The sequence below is a fragment of the Neobacillus dielmonensis genome (assembly GCF_000612665.1).
GTDB classification, from domain to species: Bacteria; Bacillota; Bacilli; order Bacillales; family Cytobacillaceae; genus Neobacillus; species Neobacillus dielmonensis.
This window is the reverse complement of the sequence record NZ_HG942038.1, coordinates 25098-42169: the sequence shown is the minus strand read 5'-3', so window position 1 is coordinate 42169 and position 17072 is coordinate 25098. Positions and strand designations below refer to the sequence as shown.

Annotated in this window: 21 protein-coding genes; 10 read left to right on the top strand and 11 right to left on the bottom strand. The window is 39.6% G+C overall.

Features of this window, described 5'->3' with window-relative positions; genetic code table 11:
• Nucleotides 1–44: 44 nt before the first annotated feature.
• Both BN2425_RS03945 and BN2425_RS03940 read right to left on the bottom strand, forming a co-directional pair.
• A complete protein-coding gene (locus BN2425_RS03945; RefSeq protein WP_052352767.1) occupies nucleotides 45–809 on the bottom strand; it encodes a BsuPI-related putative proteinase inhibitor in 765 nt (254 codons plus the stop codon).
• A 43-nt stretch (nucleotides 810–852) separates the two neighbouring features.
• Nucleotides 853–1695 carry a YitT family protein gene (locus BN2425_RS03940; RefSeq protein ID WP_042455239.1) on the bottom strand — a complete coding sequence of 281 codons (843 nt, stop codon included), beginning with the start codon at nucleotides 1693–1695 and terminating at the stop codon, nucleotides 853–855.
• A gap of 108 nt (nucleotides 1696–1803) precedes the next feature.
• Between BN2425_RS03940 and BN2425_RS03935 the strand changes: the two genes are divergently transcribed.
• Nucleotides 1804–2664, top strand: a complete 861-nt coding sequence (locus BN2425_RS03935; protein ID WP_042455237.1) for a DegV family protein — start codon at nucleotides 1804–1806, stop codon at nucleotides 2662–2664.
• A gap of 39 nt (nucleotides 2665–2703) precedes the next feature.
• On the opposite strand, the gene BN2425_RS03930 is transcribed toward BN2425_RS03935, so the two are convergent.
• Complete coding sequence (locus BN2425_RS03930; protein WP_074433002.1) at nucleotides 2704–2835, bottom strand: DUF3941 domain-containing protein; 132 nt, start codon at nucleotides 2833–2835, stop codon at nucleotides 2704–2706.
• Between the two features lie 68 nt (nucleotides 2836–2903).
• A complete protein-coding gene (locus BN2425_RS03925) occupies nucleotides 2904–3767 on the bottom strand; it encodes a CvfB family protein (protein WP_042455235.1) in 864 nt (287 codons plus the stop codon).
• 186 nt (nucleotides 3768–3953) lie between these two features.
• Here BN2425_RS03925 and BN2425_RS03920 point away from each other — a divergent pair, with 186 nt between their 5' ends.
• Both BN2425_RS03920 and BN2425_RS03915 read left to right on the top strand, forming a co-directional pair.
• Complete coding sequence (locus BN2425_RS03920) at nucleotides 3954–4445, top strand: YajQ family cyclic di-GMP-binding protein (RefSeq protein WP_042455233.1); 492 nt, start codon at nucleotides 3954–3956, stop codon at nucleotides 4443–4445.
• Nucleotides 4446–4547: 102 nt separating this feature from the next.
• The gene (locus BN2425_RS03915; RefSeq protein WP_042455231.1) at nucleotides 4548–5420 is read left to right on the top strand and encodes an SDR family oxidoreductase; all 873 of its coding nucleotides are present in this window, start codon (nucleotides 4548–4550) and stop codon (nucleotides 5418–5420) included.
• Between the two features lie 48 nt (nucleotides 5421–5468).
• Here the strand turns inward: BN2425_RS03915 and BN2425_RS03910 are convergent, their stop codons facing one another.
• Both BN2425_RS03910 and asnB read right to left on the bottom strand, forming a co-directional pair.
• Nucleotides 5469–6974, bottom strand: coding sequence for an alpha-amylase family glycosyl hydrolase (locus BN2425_RS03910; RefSeq protein WP_042455228.1), 1506 nt, complete (start codon nucleotides 6972–6974; stop codon nucleotides 5469–5471).
• Nucleotides 6975–7078: 104 nt separating this feature from the next.
• Complete coding sequence (gene asnB / locus BN2425_RS03905) at nucleotides 7079–8926, bottom strand: asparagine synthase (glutamine-hydrolyzing) (RefSeq protein ID WP_042455226.1); 1848 nt, start codon at nucleotides 8924–8926, stop codon at nucleotides 7079–7081.
• A 225-nt stretch (nucleotides 8927–9151) separates the two neighbouring features.
• On the opposite strand from asnB, the gene BN2425_RS03900 reads away from it, so the two are divergent.
• Nucleotides 9152–9715: a DUF2777 domain-containing protein gene (locus BN2425_RS03900; protein ID WP_042455224.1), complete on the top strand. Its 564-nt coding sequence runs from the start codon at nucleotides 9152–9154 to the stop codon at nucleotides 9713–9715.
• Between the two features lie 73 nt (nucleotides 9716–9788).
• On the opposite strand, the gene BN2425_RS03895 is transcribed toward BN2425_RS03900, so the two are convergent.
• Complete coding sequence (locus tag BN2425_RS03895) at nucleotides 9789–10817, bottom strand: ThiF family adenylyltransferase (protein WP_042455222.1); 1029 nt, start codon at nucleotides 10815–10817, stop codon at nucleotides 9789–9791.
• 210 nt (nucleotides 10818–11027) lie between these two features.
• Here BN2425_RS03895 and BN2425_RS03890 point away from each other — a divergent pair, with 210 nt between their 5' ends.
• On the top strand, nucleotides 11028–12857 hold the full coding sequence (locus BN2425_RS03890) for an aldehyde ferredoxin oxidoreductase family protein (protein WP_042455219.1): 1830 nt from the start codon (nucleotides 11028–11030) through the stop codon (nucleotides 12855–12857).
• 41 nt (nucleotides 12858–12898) lie between these two features.
• Here BN2425_RS03890 and BN2425_RS03885 read toward each other — a convergent pair whose 3' ends face one another.
• The 4 genes from BN2425_RS03885 to BN2425_RS03870 all read right to left on the bottom strand — a co-directional run bounded on the left by BN2425_RS03885 (nucleotide 12899) and on the right by BN2425_RS03870 (nucleotide 14974).
• Nucleotides 12899–13171 (bottom strand): hypothetical protein, encoded by a 273-nt coding sequence (locus BN2425_RS03885; protein WP_042455216.1) that lies wholly within the window; start codon nucleotides 13169–13171, stop codon nucleotides 12899–12901.
• Nucleotide 13172: 1 nt separating this feature from the next.
• Nucleotides 13173–13445, bottom strand: coding sequence for a ubiquitin-like small modifier protein 1 (locus BN2425_RS03880; RefSeq protein WP_042455214.1), 273 nt, complete (start codon nucleotides 13443–13445; stop codon nucleotides 13173–13175).
• A 125-nt stretch (nucleotides 13446–13570) separates the two neighbouring features.
• Entirely contained in the window at nucleotides 13571–13930 is a 360-nt protein-coding gene (locus tag BN2425_RS03875) for a YisL family protein (RefSeq protein WP_042455212.1), read from the bottom strand.
• A gap of 129 nt (nucleotides 13931–14059) precedes the next feature.
• Complete coding sequence (locus BN2425_RS03870) at nucleotides 14060–14974, bottom strand: fumarylacetoacetate hydrolase family protein (RefSeq protein ID WP_042455210.1); 915 nt, start codon at nucleotides 14972–14974, stop codon at nucleotides 14060–14062.
• A gap of 240 nt (nucleotides 14975–15214) precedes the next feature.
• Between BN2425_RS03870 and BN2425_RS03865 the strand changes: the two genes are divergently transcribed.
• The 5 genes from BN2425_RS03865 to BN2425_RS03845 all read left to right on the top strand — a co-directional run bounded on the left by BN2425_RS03865 (nucleotide 15215) and on the right by BN2425_RS03845 (nucleotide 17034).
• Nucleotides 15215–15436, top strand: coding sequence for a spore germination protein (locus BN2425_RS03865; protein ID WP_042455208.1), 222 nt, complete (start codon nucleotides 15215–15217; stop codon nucleotides 15434–15436).
• A 16-nt stretch (nucleotides 15437–15452) separates the two neighbouring features.
• Entirely contained in the window at nucleotides 15453–15731 is a 279-nt protein-coding gene (locus BN2425_RS03860) for a spore germination protein GerPB (protein ID WP_042455205.1), read from the top strand.
• Between the two features lie 134 nt (nucleotides 15732–15865).
• Nucleotides 15866–16444: a spore germination protein GerPC gene (gerPC, locus tag BN2425_RS03855; protein ID WP_235714566.1), complete on the top strand. Its 579-nt coding sequence runs from the start codon at nucleotides 15866–15868 to the stop codon at nucleotides 16442–16444.
• The gene (locus BN2425_RS03850; RefSeq protein ID WP_042455202.1) at nucleotides 16441–16623 is read left to right on the top strand and encodes a hypothetical protein; all 183 of its coding nucleotides are present in this window, start codon (nucleotides 16441–16443) and stop codon (nucleotides 16621–16623) included. The genes gerPC and BN2425_RS03850 overlap by 4 nt, the downstream gene beginning before the upstream one ends.
• Before the next feature lie 3 nt (nucleotides 16624–16626).
• Nucleotides 16627–17034, top strand: coding sequence for a spore germination protein GerPE (locus BN2425_RS03845; RefSeq protein WP_042455199.1), 408 nt, complete (start codon nucleotides 16627–16629; stop codon nucleotides 17032–17034).
• The last annotated feature ends 38 nt before the right edge of the window (nucleotides 17035–17072 follow it).

The window sequence follows — 17072 nt, the reverse complement described above, 5'->3', positions numbered from 1 at the left end:
CATGACAAAAAGCGGAAGCATTCTTGCTTCCGCTTTTTGTCATGTTAAAACCTTTCCAATACAACAGGTAACGTATTTTCATTTTCACCTTGCGAGCTACGCTGATACAGATAGACTATTAACGTCCCATTTTTTGGCAACTTCTCTGGAGATACTTGAATGGTGAAGCTGAATCGCTGCCACTCTGTTAGTTTTATTTTATTTATTAATACCCTTTGTTCCGCTAAGTATTGATTATGTCCATCTTCAACAGTATAAAAGACAGCACGGTCGTCCCCCTTGACTTCACCAGTAATAGAGTATGTACCTTTTTCTCCGGAAACTTCTATATTTCGAAATCCAGTACTACTGTCAGGAATAGCAAGCTTCTTACTGCTGGTGAGCATTTGTGGACTTCCAACAGGCTGCCCGTTTACTTTTTTTACTTTGAGTTCTGCCGTTACTATATATTCACCAGCAGGTAACTTTACACCATCCAATTTATAGTCCCATGTTTCATTTCGTTTATAGACCTGATTTGGTTCAATCGTAATTTTCTGAATAGCCTGCAGGAACATTCGACCCTTTGAGTATGCATATACTTCCTTGCCTGCCTTATTTTTAACAATTATTTCATACAGTTGAGAGTTGGAAAACTCAAACTCAAGCGGTACATTGGCATTATTCTTTATCAAAATTTGAAAATCTACCTTATCGGGTCCAGCCAACGGAACAACAGCAAAATTGAAGTCTTTATCAACCCCTTCATATGCATCAGCATTTAACATCATGGGGAAGAAAAACAAAACTATACACATAAGTACACGCATAACTGCCTCCTAACCCTTTGTACGTTTCCTTGAAGTATCGTTCCTAATCCCTGCGGAAGAATCCGTATACATTGGATGTTTCCATAATATTGGTAAATGCATTAGGATCAACCTCCTTAATGACTCTTTCTAAATCAAACAGTTCATACCTAGTTATGACAATCATCAGCATATCTCTCGTTTCGTTAGAAAATGCCCCTTTTGCCGGAATCATTGTAATTCCCCTGACAAGCTTGGCATGAATAGCCTTTTTTAATTCATCTGCTTTCTTGGTAATGATAAAAGCAGTTAGTTTCGCATACCGTGTGTGAATGGCATCCACTACTCTTGTAGAGGTATACAAAAAGACCAACGTATATAGCGCCTTTTCCCATCCATATAAAAACCCAGCCGTAATGATAATAGCGAAATTCAGAATAAACATATAAGGTCCGATTGGTTTATCTTTTATTCTCGACAGCACCATCGCAATAATATCCAATCCCCCTGTAGAAGCACCCCACTTTAAGGTTATTCCTATACCTGCCGCTACAATGACTCCTCCAAAAACGGAATTTAACAGAATATCTTCCGAGACAGGTTTTACTGGAATTAATTCCAAGAATAATGATGACAAGGCAACACTAATAAAGCTGTAAATGGTAAAAGACCTTCCGACCTTTTTCCAGCCTAAAATGGCAACCGGAATATTTAATATAAGTAATAGCAGTCCCATGGACACATGTATTGGAGTATAGTCATCTAACACGCGTGAGAGCAATTGGGCGATACCGGTAAATCCGCTCGAATAAATATCCGCCGGGACCAGAAATAAATTCATTCCGGCGGCATTTAATAAGGCACCAGCTATTACGATGGCGACTTTTTTGGTTTGAAGCCAAATCACAAAAAATCCCCCTTTTTTTCCCTTAAGCAAATAAGGTAATTGTATTTTTTTACTGAAACCGATAAACTAAATCTAGTTAAGATAGATTTTTGAAAGCAGGTGAGCTTCATGCAGGTAAAAATACTGGCTGACAGCGCATGCGATTTACCGAAAAGTTTTTATGAAGAAAACAATGTGACTTTAATTCCTCTTAAGGTCCATATAAATGGAGCAGAATATGAAGATGTAAAGGGAATCGATCCTCTCTCTGTATATGAAGCAATACGCGCAGGTAATATCCCGAAAACATCACAAGCCTCTCCCCTCGTATTTGAGAACATATTTACTGAAATGGCCGAAAAAAATGAGGCTGGGATTTACATAGCTTTTTCCTCCGAGCTATCGGGAACCTATTCTACCGCTGTTATGATTCTTGACCAAGTAAAGGAAAAATATCCAAATTTGGATTTAACAATCATTGATACAAAATGTGCTTCCCTTGGACAAGGCTTAATTGTTATGGAAGCAGCAAGGCTTGCCGCGGCAAATGCACCAAAAGAGGAAATTTTAAAAGATGTTTTGTTCCGAGCACAGCATATGGAACATATTTTTACCGTTGATGATTTGGATTATTTAGCAAAGGGCGGCCGGGTTTCTAAAGCTTCGGCATTTCTTGGCGGATTATTAAACATTAAACCAATTTTGAATATGGAAGACGGAAAGCTTGTTCCGATTGAGAAAATCCGCGGACAGAAGAAAGTATGGCGTCGGATTATTGAAATAATGAAAGAACGAGGCAACAATCTTTCCAACCAAGTGATTGGAATTAGCCATGCGGATAATGAAGAAATGGCAAAAGAAATGAAAGCCATGATGCAAGCAGAGTTTCAGCCAAAACAAGTCTACATTTCCGCAATTGGTGCTGCCATCGGAGCGCATACAGGAGCAGGAACGATTTCGATATTCTTTTTAAATGAAATTCCTTCATAAATACCCATGCAAAAAGGAGTGAGGATTACCTCACTCCTTTTATTTGTGGTCTGTTTGCTTGGAATATTGATTTTTACCCATCTGACGATTTTTTTCTGCCAGCATATTTTTTTCATGGTTAATTGCATTATGATCCTTTGCTTTTTTATCGTTATCTGAAGTGTGGGACATTTGATTGACTCCTTTCCAAATTCTCCACATTAGTGTTTATCATTTTGGAAAAGAGTATGTACTTGCTGTTACTGTTTCTTTGCGTAAGTCCATCCATTTTCTTGATATACTTTATTTTCTTTCAACAATTTGCCTATAGCTCGCTTAAAGGCGGACTTACTTAGGCCGAACCGCTCTTGGATATCTTCAGCCATACTTTTATCGGTGTAGGGCATTGCCCCATTTCGGCTCATTAAGTAGTCATATATTCTTTCAGCGTCAGTGTCTTGCGCCTCCTGCTTTCTTGCAAGCAAGGAGACATTAACTGTCCCATCTTCTTTCACATCGATAATCCGGCCTTCCACCCTTTCTCCTAAGCGTGGTTCCGTTTGCCTCTGTGATTCATGGATAAATCCTTTATAGCCTTCAATCGTGTAAATCCAGCTTCCGACTTTGGCTGTTCGGTAAATATGGCCTTGCACATTTTTGTTAAAAGCATCGCGAGTTGCTTTAACAGAAATTTCTTTGATCACTTGGTCACTTGCAAGCTTTGCGTATAAAAGAAAATTACGATTAACCCTTAAGGTTATATAGAGTAAATCGCCTTCCTTTGGCCATACCGATTTATGGACAGGCAAATCATCCTTTCCTAACAAGATATCCTTCGGTAAGCCTATATTTATAAAAGCGCCGATATCTGGTTGCACATCTGTTACCTTTACCCATGAGTATCGGCCGACCGCAACCTCTGGGATGAAGGTAGAAGCAGCCACTCTTCCTTCCGAATCTACAAAAAGAAATACCTCTACTTCATCACCCTCTTCCAATGAATGTTGTGCCTGATTTTTATGAAGGAGCACATCCTCCTCATCATTTGTTAAAAAATATCCAAAGTCTGTAATTCGGGCTGTTTTAAGTACAGTGGTTTGCCCAATTAATTCTTTTAAAGACATCAATTATTCCCCATTTCTATAGGAGCTTTTTATAGTATAGACACGATTTTGATTTTCCATTTAACCTGTTTTGCCCCAATGACAACAGGCTATTCTTGTTCGAACTGCTATATTTTACTATAATGTAGGCATAAAGGGAAACTTTAGCAGAATTGACCCTAATAAATGAATGACGGAGGTTTTGACATGTCTAAAGACAGCTCATTTGATATTGTGTCCAAAGTAGACTTTTCTGAAGTGACAAATGCCGTAACGCAAACAATGAAAGAAATAAGCACACGCTACGATTTTAAAGGCAGTAAAAGTGAAGTGAGCCTTGAAAAAGAGGAACTCGTCCTCATTTCTGATGACGAATACAAAATGGAACAGTTAAAAGATGTATTGATTAGCAAGCTCATTAAACGCGGTGTGCCGATTAAAAACCTTGACTACAGCAAATTAGAAGGGGCTTCAGGTGGTACGGTCAGGCAACGGGCAAAGCTGGTCCAAGGAATCGATAAGGACAATGCAAAAAAAATAAATACTATCATAAAAAATAGTGGCGTAAAAGTAAAGAGCCAAGTTCAAGATGATCAAATTCGTGTCAGTGGAAAAAGCCGAGATGATTTGCAAAAAATTATTACCTTGATTCGAGAAGCAGACCTCAGCATAGACGTTCAATTTATTAACTATCGATAACAGCATAAGGCCTCCGCTTTATGCCTTTTTTATTCTTCAACATAATTTCCGGCACATTTCTTAAACTAATATTCGTAATGAATTGTGTTGGAGGTTAAAAGAATGAGCAGCAATCAAGATCAAAAGAAACAAAGTTTCCCGCCGCAGCACCAAAATAGACAGCCGGGAATTGAACGCGAAATGAATCCCAGACCGATTTCAGAGGGTGCTGAGTATAAAGCAGCCGGCAAATTGACCGGTAAAATAGCCCTGATTACAGGAGGTGACAGCGGCATCGGGAAAGCCGTTGCCATTCATTTTGCCAAAGAAGGGGCAGATGTCGCCATTGTTTATTTAAATGAGCACCATGATGCCGAGGATACGAAAAACTCGATTGAAGCCGAGAGGCGTAAATGCTTGCTTCTTCCAGGTGATATCGGGAATGAAGAGTTTTGCCGTCAGGTTGTTCAAAAAACCATTGAAGAATTCGGGAAACTCGACGTCCTTGTTAATAATGCAGCTGAACAGCATCCACAGAAAAGCTTATCGGATATCAGTTCAAGCCAATTGGAAAGAACTTTCCGAACAAACATATTCTCTTACTTTTACATGACCAAAATGGCCCTCCCCTATTTAAAGAAAGGTTCATCGATTATCAACACTGCATCAATTACCGCTTATGAAGGAAATGAGCAATTGCTAGATTATTCTGCCTCAAAAGGCGCCGTTGTCAGTTTTACCCGCTCTTTATCCATGTCTTTAGCAAAGGACGGAATCCGGGTTAATGGGGTGGCGCCAGGACCAATTTGGACCTCGCTCATTCCATCCACTTTTACTGCCGAACAGGTAGCAACATTTGGTTCAAACACACCAATGGGCAGGGCCGGCCAGCCGTATGAATTGGCCCCAAGCTATGTTTTTCTTGCATCGAATGATTCAGCTTACATGAGTGGGCAAATGATCCATGTTAATGGTGGAACCATTGTCGGTGGATAAATTAGAATTAAATGAAAAGCATCAAGGTAGGTCCTTGATGCTTTCATTTTATACCCTATTCTGTTTACCTCGTTTAATGATTAAAAATAGAAACACTAATATTAATAAAATAGCTACAATTGTCACAGTAATATATGGCATGTTTAGCCCAGTTTTATCTGCCAAGTAGAATATTTCAGAATTGTCCCTGTCAATAATAAGCGTATATTGACCATTCTGGCTGCGGACCACATTATCACTCAGCAACGCACGAAGTTCTTTGTCCCCTTCCAATTGATCACTTGTCAATGTTACATTTTGCGATTTCCTCGTATTATTGATGGCAATAACGGTTGTGTCACCTTTATACTCCCTTTTATAGACTACCATACCGTTTTTGTCATACAGCATAGTGATAGTTCCCCTCGTTAAAGAAGGCTGTTGTTCCCGTACTTCCCCGATTTGTGTAATATAATCAATCAGATCCTTTTCGGCCCTAAAGCTCATTATCCTGCGGTTATCCGGGATCTCACCGCCCGTTAAGGCGATCTCCGTCCCATAATATACAATCGGGACACCTGGGGTTGTATAAAGATAGGTTAAGGCTGTTTTCCAACGGGAACCGGGAAACTGCCTTTCCTCGACAATATCACGTGTAAATCTTGCGGTATATTCATTATCAAAGAAAGTTGCCGTAATCGGTTGTTGCTGCTGTGTAATAGACTTAAAAGATCGACTTGTATTAGCAAAGGCATACCGCATTTTTTCACTTTGTGAATAATCAAATAAGCTGTCAATACCTGCATTTTGATATTGTTTCAGATTTACGTCTGTATCTTTGGCGGGAATTCCTAAAAGATAAAAATTGTCTTTTTCTCCCTTTACTTCGTCAGCGAACTGCTTCCAAAAATCAGTTGGAATGCGATCAATATCAGGCAAACTATATCCGTCTATATCTGTTTTCTTTACCCACCATTTTGCCGCATCAATCAGATACCTGCTTACCACAGGATTATCCTGATTTAAATCAGGCAGACCATCCACCCAGCCCTTTTCGGCTTGCTCTTGATTGGTCCAATCAACATTTTCTTCTTGTTCATGATACCAGTCCCGTTTTTCTGGGTCATTTACCCATGGGTGCGTTTTGGCTGTATTATTAGCTACGAAATCAACGATAACCTTCATCTTGCGTTTATGGGCTTCTTTTACAAGTGTTTGAAATTCTTTCATGGTGCCAAAATGCTTGTCCACTTTATAAAAGTCTGTCACCCAAAAACCATGGTACCCGCCTTTCGCGTTTGCAAAGATTGGTGATAACCGAATTGCTGTAAATCCCATGTCTTTTAGGTAATCTAATTTATCAGTGATTCCCTGAAAATCACCGCCATTATATTGATTGGGATCATTGGTATTTACATCATAATCATTTTTTATGTCAGCATTATTAAATCGGTCCACCATTATGGAATAAACTGTTTCATCCTGCCACAGACGCTTGCCTTCTGTTTCCTGTGCATTAGCAGGCATTACTGATAGTATAAAAATAATTAATACAAATGGAATTATTTTTTTCATTATGTATTTAGCCTCCCATATAAAAAGAAAGGGGAAGACCCCTTCCTACACCCATTTTAAACGATTACAGTTTTTATTCCAAATGTAACGGTGCTGTATGACTATTAATTTACTATATTAATATTGTAGTCCTTGAACCATGTATGCAGCTGAACAAAGTAGGCTAATAGCTGTGGTCCCGTCATGAGTTGGCCAAACCATGGTTCTTGGAAGGAGTTCCCCCCTGTTTCAATCAGTCTTTCTAACTGCTTTTTTTCAAATAACTCATGTAAGGCTGATGATGAATCCTTCATGATGTCCTTCATCCATTTTTGTACCATTGAAGTATATTCCGGATTATGTGTTTTGGGATATGGACTTTTCTTTCGATAAAGCACTTCTTCTGGCAATATCCCTTCAAAAGCTTTACGGAGAATCCCTTTTTCCCTGCCTTGATACATTTTTATCTCCCATGGAATATTCCAAACATACTCAACTAAACGATGGTCGGCAAACGGCACCCTTACCTCTAAACTGGCACCCATACTCATTCTGTCCTTGCGGTCGAGCAGTGTCGTCATAAACCAGATCATATTAATATAAAATAATTCTCTACGTTTTGATTCCTCTAAACTTTCTCCCTCTAGTTTAGGGGTTTCAGCGATTGCTTGGCGATATTGCTCGATGCTGTACTCGGCTAAATTGAGCCGGTCTCGCCAATTCGACTTTAATAAATTTTCCCGTTCGGTTACCGACCGCATCCAGGGGAAACCCGCCCTCTCTAAGTCCTGCTGTCGACGGAACCAAGGGTATCCGCCAAATATTTCATCTGCACACTCTCCTGATAAGCTCACTGTAAAATCCTGCTTTATTTCTTTGCAAAACCATAAAAGAGAAGAATCTACATCTGCCATGCCAGGTAAATCTCTTACATGAAGGGCCTCCGTTAAATCATAAACCAATTGTTCTTGTGTGATCGTCTTCTTATGGTGTTCTGTAGCAAAATGCTGCTTCATCAAAGCAATATACTTCTCGTCAGAGTCAGGCTGGAATTCATTTGCTGTAAAATGCTCATCATTGCCCTCATAATCTATCGAATAAGTATGAAGCTGCCCTTTTTCTTGTGTTTCGAACTCTTTAGCAGCAATGGCTGTTATGATACTTGAATCAAGTCCTCCTGATAAAAATGTGCATAATGGCACATCGGAAACGAGCTGTCTTGTAACCGCGTCACTGACCAAATGTCGAACCTTTTCTGCAGTTTCCTCCGCTGAATCTTTGTGCTCCTCACTTTTTACATTCCAATACCGCCAAGTTTTCAAACCATTTCTGGATAATGTCAGCGCATGGGCTGGTCTTAGTTCGTTTATCCCCTTGAATACACCAGAACCTGGCGACCTGGATGGACCTACTCCCAAGACTTGTGCCAGCCCCTCATTGGTGACTTCTGTCTTTACTTCTGGATGGGCAAGGATCGCTTTCAATTCGGAGGCAAATAACAATCCATGTTTATGCTCTTTATAGAATAATGGTTTTACCCCTAGTCGGTCACGACCAATAAATAATTGCTCCCTTTTGCTATCCCAAATGGCAAATGCATAGATGCCATTCAAATAATTCACACATTCCTCAGCCCATTCTATATAGGCAGTTAACAGAACTTCGGTGTCAGAATGACCTTTAAAGGAATATCCTTTAGTAAGGAGAATTTTGCGCAGGTCTTCCGTGTTGTAAAGCTCTCCATTGTAACAAATGGTATAACTAAAATTATCTTTCTGTTTGGACATGGGTTGTCTTCCACCGGCCGGGTCTACCACAATAAGCCGTTTATGGCCAAATCCCACATGTGTATCTGCCCAAATATTGGTTTCATCAGGACCCCGCTTTGATAAAGTTTTGGCCATATTTGTTAAAGTATCTATCTCATTTTTAATTGGATGCTGAAAATCGATCCAGCCTGATATTCCACACATGTATCGTTGCTCCTTTCTTCTTGCGTAAGACTAGGGTGCTGTTCTAACATGTTTTATACTATTCAGCCCAGATTAATTCGTTAATTGTCCAGATGATTAAACCAGCTAGGCCATCAAAAATACTGTGTCATAATATCTGACATTCAGTTTAAAAGATAAATCAGTTATAAATTATGAGAAAGATGTCTAAAAAGAAAAGTGAAGTATCTGGCACGGAGGTAAACTATGAATCGACAGCAACGAATCCATCTATATGATATACAAAAGAGGGCATATACCGAAGGAACAGTGGAGCAAATTAACGATCAATGGATATTTTTTGACGAGGAAACAGAAGAAGCTTCCATGTTAGAGGACTATCTGCAGCAGGAAATTGAAATTTTTCGATTAAATCGGTGGAGAAAAGGCATATTGCTCGAGCCAGGTAAAATTCGCATAGGACATGATGTGGTCATGCTTCGTGATCATGACTTGGTACGAATCAGAAAGCATTTAATTTATTCCCTTGAACGACTTTTAGAGGGAATTAATGATGATGCCTTTTTCCAATTTGTTACCACCTTAAATTCCTTGAACTTCTCAATTTATGATTGTATCTATTGTTACAACCATTTATCCTTTTTATCAGATGAGAATCGTAAAGATGGAGTAAACTTTATGGTTTTTGACAACCAGGAACAGATATGCAATGTTCAACACCATTTTCGCTATTTTGAGAAGGTAAATGATCGTTTTGAATTCACCATCAATACCGGAAAACGGCTGATTATTGAAAAATTAATTTCATAATGAAGAGGCTGTCTTAAAGAAGTTTCTGACATAAGCCACTATTGTCAGAACACTCAACTGGCAGCCTCTTTTATTAGTTACCAATATATTTAGAATAGAGCGTTTTGGCTTTAACTAAATCATTTGTCCCATGGATCAAAACGCGGGCATCCTGAAACACAACGATTGTGATATTCTCCTCCAGGGAAAATCTTAACAAGAATTGATTTCCTGCCACTTTCCCACTCTTTTTTAACCTTTCCGCCGTCAATTTTAAATCGATTGTCCGCCGATTTCTCGGACTTACTTGAACCGTATTCCGACCGCAAAGAGTGGAATAGATTTCTTGAAGTTCTGATGACCGATTAAGATAGTCAAATTGCCTGTTAACACATGCCGGACAGTTCGGATTTTTCCCTTTGGAGATATTCATTTGCATGGCCGCATGGTCCCATATATCGATTTGCTCCAAATTTGGAGTTGTTTCATACCCAACTAATAACTTGAGCGTTTCCACTGCTTGATAGGAACCAATTATATCTGTTAATGGGGAGAGTACACCAACCGTATCGCAAGTCTCACCAGATCCTTGGGGAACATTTGGGTACAAGCAGCGATAGCACGGAGTATGGCCAGGCTTAAATACAGTAAACATCCCTCTTGAGCTGACAGCAGCCCCATGAACCCAGGGGATTCTATGTTTAACTGCCACGTCATTGATTAAAAATCGGGTCATAAAGTTGTCTGTGCCATCGACAATAACATCCATTCCAGTTAGCAAATCTTCTGCATTATCGAGGTTTAGATCGGCTATAACAGCATCAACGGTAACCGTGGAGTTGATTTTATTTAACCTTTTCTGGGCAGCAACAGCTTTAGGTAAATTTAATCTGGCATCTTCTTCATCATACAATGTTTGCCTTTGCAAATTTGACAACTCAACCAAATCTCGGTCAATTAACCGAATGTAACCCACACCGGAACGGACAAGATGGTTGGATATTACCGTTCCTAGTGCTCCAGCCCCCACCACAGCTACACGTGATTTTAATAATTTTCCTTGTCCCGTTTCGCCGATTCCCTCAAACAGGATTTGCCTTGAATAACGTTCTAAATTACCCATGAAAAATCCCCTTTTCTTTCATACGTTTAAGTGCCTTTTTACTGCCTCCCTTTAATGATAACAAAATATAAATTTATTATCTCTGTTAAATTTAAATTTTTAAAAAATTATAAAAGTGATATAATAGTATTTGGATTATATGTTAATTTTTTCATTTTCTCTTTAACCTTAAGAGATTCAAGTATTTATAATGGAAAAGAGGGGAAACTTATGAATCTAGGTGGTTTTAAAAACAAAGAAGTACTAGTAGACCTCACAGACGGAACCGTTTCTTACAGGTCAATTAATGAAGAGGATGCCAAAAAGTTTATAGGCGGAAGAGGACTTGGTGTTAAATATGTGTTAGACAACGGGCCTGAAGTGGAACCGCTTTCTCCAGAAAATATCTTATGCATCATGACAGGTCCTGTGACAGGGTCCCGCTCTGCCATGAGCGGACGCTTGTGTGTAGTGACCAAATCCCCGCTTACCGAAACGGTGACAGACTCCCATATGGGGGGATGGACAGCAGCCCGTTTAAAATGGTCGGGTATCGATAATATCATCGTAAAAGGAAAAAGCGACAAGCCTGTTTATCTTTATGTTGAGGATGGCAGGGCAGAAATCCGTGATGCCTCAAACTTATGGGGAACCAGCACAAGAGCATTTATTAAGGCCATGCAGGATCAATATGGCGAAAAGGACCTAAGTGTCATGGCAATCGGCCAGGCTGGTGAAAACACAGTCCGTTTTGCTTCCTTCATAAATGAACATGACCGGTCCGCCGGCCGCGGCGGCACAGCTGCAGTTGCAGGATATAAGAAATTGAAGGCTATTGTCATTAAAGCCCCTCAAAAAGGGAATATGCCGGTGGCAAAATTAGATACTGAATATAAGGAGGCAAATAAAAAGGCACTGAAAGCTGTTCTTGAAGGTGGTTTGACTGCACCAAACAAGGGTGGACTATCCGTTTACGGTACAAATGTGTTAACTAACCTCATCAATGAGGTCGGGGCACTGCCAACGAAGAACTCACAACTGACTCATTGGGACGAAGCAGAAAAGCACAGCGGAGAATATGTGAATCAGCATCTTCGTGTTGCCAATAAATCATGCCATGCTTGTCCTGTTGGTTGTAAAATTGAAGTTGAAGTAAAAGATGGAAAATATAAAACCCGAGTCGAAAGCGTTGAGTTTGAATCTGCATGGTCACTTGGGTCAAACTGTTTGTTAAGCGATGCCAAAGCTATTTCTTACCTGATTGATCGTTGCAACGAATATGGGCTCGATACAATAGAGCTTGGCCATGCTTTCTCCATTACAATGGAAGCTTATGAAAAAGGAATTATCTCCGAAGAATTAAACTGGGGCGATGCAGACGCCATGATTGAACTGACAAGGAAAATTGCTTACCGCGAAGGCCTTGGCGGCCTGCTAGCAGAAGGACCGGCACGTGCAGCTGCATCATGGGGCGCTCCTGAACTTTCCATGTCTGTTAAGGGTCAGTCTATACCCGCCTATGATCCTCGTGGAATCCAAGGTATTGGTCTTGGGTATGCAACAAGCAATCGAGGTGCCTGCCATTTGCGCGGCTATACGGTTGCAAGTGAGATTGCCGGCATTCCCGAGCCAACTGATCGCTTAAAGCCGGAAGGAAAAGGCGAACTCTTAAAGGTTTTCCAAGATATGCTTGCCTTCTCTGATTCTATGAATATCTGCAAATTCTCTTCTTTCTCGGAAAATGCTGAGCATTATGCAGAACAATACAGCACGATGACAGGTATTCCGATGACTGCTGAAGATGTCATGAAAGCTGGAGAAAGAATTTATAATTTAGAGCGTTATTATAACAACCTTGCAGGCTTTAACAAACGTGAAAACGACTTCCTTCCTAAACGGTTCACGGAGGAGCCTGCTTCAGGTAATAGTGCCGGACACGTCAGCCGGATGGATATCATGTTAGAAGAGTATTACAAAGTGCGCGGATGGGTAGATGGTGTTGTTCCTGAAGTAAAACTTCGTGAGCTTGGCATCATTGATCCTGAAAGTCAGACTGTATAAAATGGAAGAAAGGCTTCTGCACCAATCGCAGAAGCCTTTTATTATCCTCCAATTCTAGTTGTTTTGTATCGGTAATTTTTTATAAGTTCCTCTAATTTCTCCTGATTCTCCGCCTGAAACCTTACTGTCACTGTATTTACCTTAAAAGATGAAGTAAACGATATTTCCTGTTCAGACAAGATTTCCCCTATCCAATTCTCTGCTGAATAAACAAAAGGAAATTCATCCGTTATTCTCTCCGCTCCAAGCTCTTCAAAATACATCCCCAAATGTCCCAGCTTAATCCCACGAAACTCTAATAGTTTTTGAGCCACCTTAACCACCTGCAACGGGTGGAAACAAAGCAAACTGATCTGTTTCCACGACCCTAGTCTCTAGCTCATCCAAATGAATGATATTTTGCCCGTTTACATAAACATGAACAAAGGGTCGTAATTGACGTTCCGGTGTAAGTATCTCGTCCTGTAACTCTGGAAACATCTCAATCATTTTATTCAATACATCCATTACCCGATTTCCATCTGGTTTTACTTCGACCGTAACTCCTCCACATATCTGGCGGAGATTTGCAAATACTTTTACGAGCACACAATCCTCTCCTCTCCCCTTTCTTTCCATATTAAAGGCAAAAAACAATGTTGTCACTTTGTTTTATCTAAATAATAGGAAATGGCTGCCGATTATTACGGCAGCCATTTCTATTTAATATTAATTTATGGGTTTAAAAATGACATAGGCAGCTTAACAAATCCCAGATATAAAACAAGCAACCAGGCTACGACAAATTGTATCCAGAAAACTGAAGTTTTGCGGTTATTTGCGATACGGCCCAGCAGCATTTCAAAGATTCCAATTACCCATAACCCAACAACAGCTTTTAAAATGTACCAAACATCAATTTTATAAACTGTAAACAATAGTCCTGCACCAGTTGCAATAATCAACAAATAGAGTACACGTAAAATCATTTGAACAATTTTAAAAGCTTTAACTTTCCCACTTTTATGTAAGCTGATCGCAACGAAGAATAAAATGAGCGCTAGAAACCATGCTGTAATATGTGCATGAATCATTAACAAATCCTCCTTTTGTAATTGCTCTCTTTTTCCAAACTATCATACCATAGTAAGATGATAAATACGAAAGAAAACAAGTCTAATATTGTGTTTAAGTTAGTAATAGTTACATGTCAATGATTCAAGTCATTCCTTATCCTGAATCATCGACTTGAGTGTTCCTACTTTTTCAATCGTAATTTCAATTTTATCACCAGGCTGTAAAAACTTAGAAGGGTTAAATCCGCTTCCGACTCCAGCGGGTGTCCCTGTAGCAATTATGTCCCCAGGCTCAAGTGTCATTCCTGCGGACAATACTGAGATGATTTCCTCAACTGGAAAAATAAAATGGGTTGTATTTGAAGATTGGCGTACTTCCCCATTCACTTTTGTTTCAATATCCAGATGATTAGGATTGTCAATCAAACTTTTGTGGACAATCCAAGGACCCATTGGGCAGGTAGTATCTAGGCTTTTGCCTATAAAAAATTGCTTATGCTTTTTTTGTAAGTCCCTAGCAGTAATATCGTTAACAATGGTATAGCCAAATACATAGTCGAGTGCTTCTTCTTTATTAATCGCCCTGCCACTCTTCCCTATGATGACTGCCAATTCCCCTTCATAATCGAGTTCTTTCGTAACCTCTTTATGGTTTAGTACCACTTCATTAGGACCGACAACGGCAGTCGGCGATTTGGTAAAAACAATTGGATCTTTAGGAATATCTTGTACACTGCCCATTTCAATTGCATGTTCAGCATAGTTTTTCCCTACACAAAAGATATTTTTGGCAGGTCTTGGAATAGGCGCGAGTAAAGTAACATCCGAGAGTGGAATATAATAGGCACTTGGTTCCTCAAGAGTTTGTACCCAATCCAGCAATTGTTTCACTTTTTCAATGTAGGGTTCACCTGCTGAAATAAACTCAATCATTGACTCTGGAAAGCTTTCATGACCTGATTTGACCCGTTCGGTACGATTTAAGGGCAATATTGCATTTTGACCTTCGTCCACCAGGCATAAAAAAATGTTATCACCATACATCGCAGTGGCAAACTTCATCTCCATCATCCCTTTCTAATTCTATAAGAACAGAATAAATGAAAATTCCTTATCTAACAAATGTAGGCTTTAAATTATCAAGAATTATTACTTTGGATATAAATTTGGGCCATTTAATCACACTACAAATGCCCATACATAAGATGAAATATGAAACCGCAACTGGCTGTTTATTGCCACTTGCACTGGACCGTTATGAAAGTGGTCTAACCTTCTTATTTTATAAAAAGGGTGTTGTTTATGCCAGCAATAGTAGGAGTTGCACAAGTGATTACACTTGGAAATAGTTCTACCTTTCACATTGGAGATGTTTACAAAATCATGCCATTTTCAAGTGCGAAAACGTTCTCGGGAGCCGGGTCCTTTAATACAGGAGAACAATTGACTGTTCGCAACCAGTTAAGTTCAACTAACACATACGATCCAGATATAGTCGATCAGTCCAATCTTCTTAATATGTAATTTTAGGTGGTTTACAATGAATGTTTATATTCAGCAATCAATTAACATAAATACCCTCAGAGTGGGTGGTATTACCAACTCCTCTGTACTTCAAATAGGCAGTGCAGGTATTATTAAACCCGCTGCTTATCTTTACAATACCGGCGGCTTTACAGGTCCTGCACCTTCCGCGGTAAAACCAACCGAAAAGCCTGTACCTTATGCTTCACATGCCTTTGGAACACCTCCTCCTACATTAACGGAACAGCCGTCGGTACCTTTGCAGGCTCCGGTTAGGGAGAAAAGTCCAAGGTAATCCACAGTTCCTATACTATTTAACAAATGATGCTACTAATTCGACTACTGCTGGTTTCACTGTGGTCAGCTTAAGTCAAATAGCGGGGTGATATGATGTATCAAGATTTTTCACAGTACCTAGGGTGGCTTCAGATGCACATCCAAACACAAGAGAATAGAATTGCCTCCTTGGAAGCGACTATTCAAAAAATGCGAGAAGAAATCAAATCATTGAGTGAAACGAAAACAATTCATGTTGATCGAATTGAATATAAGTTTGACCAATTAAAAGTTGAGACCCTTGAAGGCACATTAAATATTGGTTTAAACCCGAATGATTTGGCTGGCATTGAAGAATTCGAGGTACAAAGTCAAGCATTAAACACCCAATTCACTCCCGCCGACTACATGAAAAGGTCAATGAAAATTGAAGAAACTATTTATCAATATTTAGAAACTGATTTACCTCAAATCGTAGAAGCAGCCCAAAGGAATTTAAACATTCATCCAAATGAGTCCTATTTATCCTTTATAAAGCAGGATATTATCAAACAGCTGCCAACCAGAGTGGACTATCATTTAAAGAATTTCCACGCTGTAAATCGGAGGGCGGATACCTCCTTAACTGTGGATGAACAAATAATTGATGCCATTAAACAAGAAATTCAAAATGGAGTCGTTGCTTTCTTAAATCAACTGCCTGAGACTGTGAAAGGAATGAAACCGGAATGATTTTTGAAGTTTATAACCGTGAACTTTGTGTAGGAAACATTATCATCACTGGCGTGGCAAGTTCCTCAATGGTTTTTGTTGGTGACACCGAGACCATCCAGCTTGCTTCAGCATTTGATACTCCAGCAGAATCACTTATTATCGGACCATTTGTCCCGCTTCAATCAGGTGTGGAGTAGTAGATGCTGCAGAGAACGTCTTGTGTTGATAATATTCGCATTAAGCAAGTGACATTTGCCTCGACCCTTCAAATTGGGGATTCTAGAATTATCAACCAATTTTCAAGGGCAATTGCCCTGCAACGAGAGGCAGAGTTGTTTTTTGGATCAGAAGTAAACTTCTCAAGTTACCGTGCGTTTACTAGTCCTATTCCCTTTGAACCGATATATGAACCGGTTGCCATCATCCGCCACAATATTCCACCACTAATTAAAGTAGGTAATATTGATATCAAAGGGGTTTCTTCGTCTTCCTCATTGCATATTGGTAATAGCGGGCATATCCATTCAGAGGCAAGGGTTAAACATATACGTCAGCTGTTACCATATGGGCATGAACAAGACATCATAGAATTGAATAAGTTGCGATAGATAATTGTCCAGTTATGTCTAATTAAATGAAAAGGATG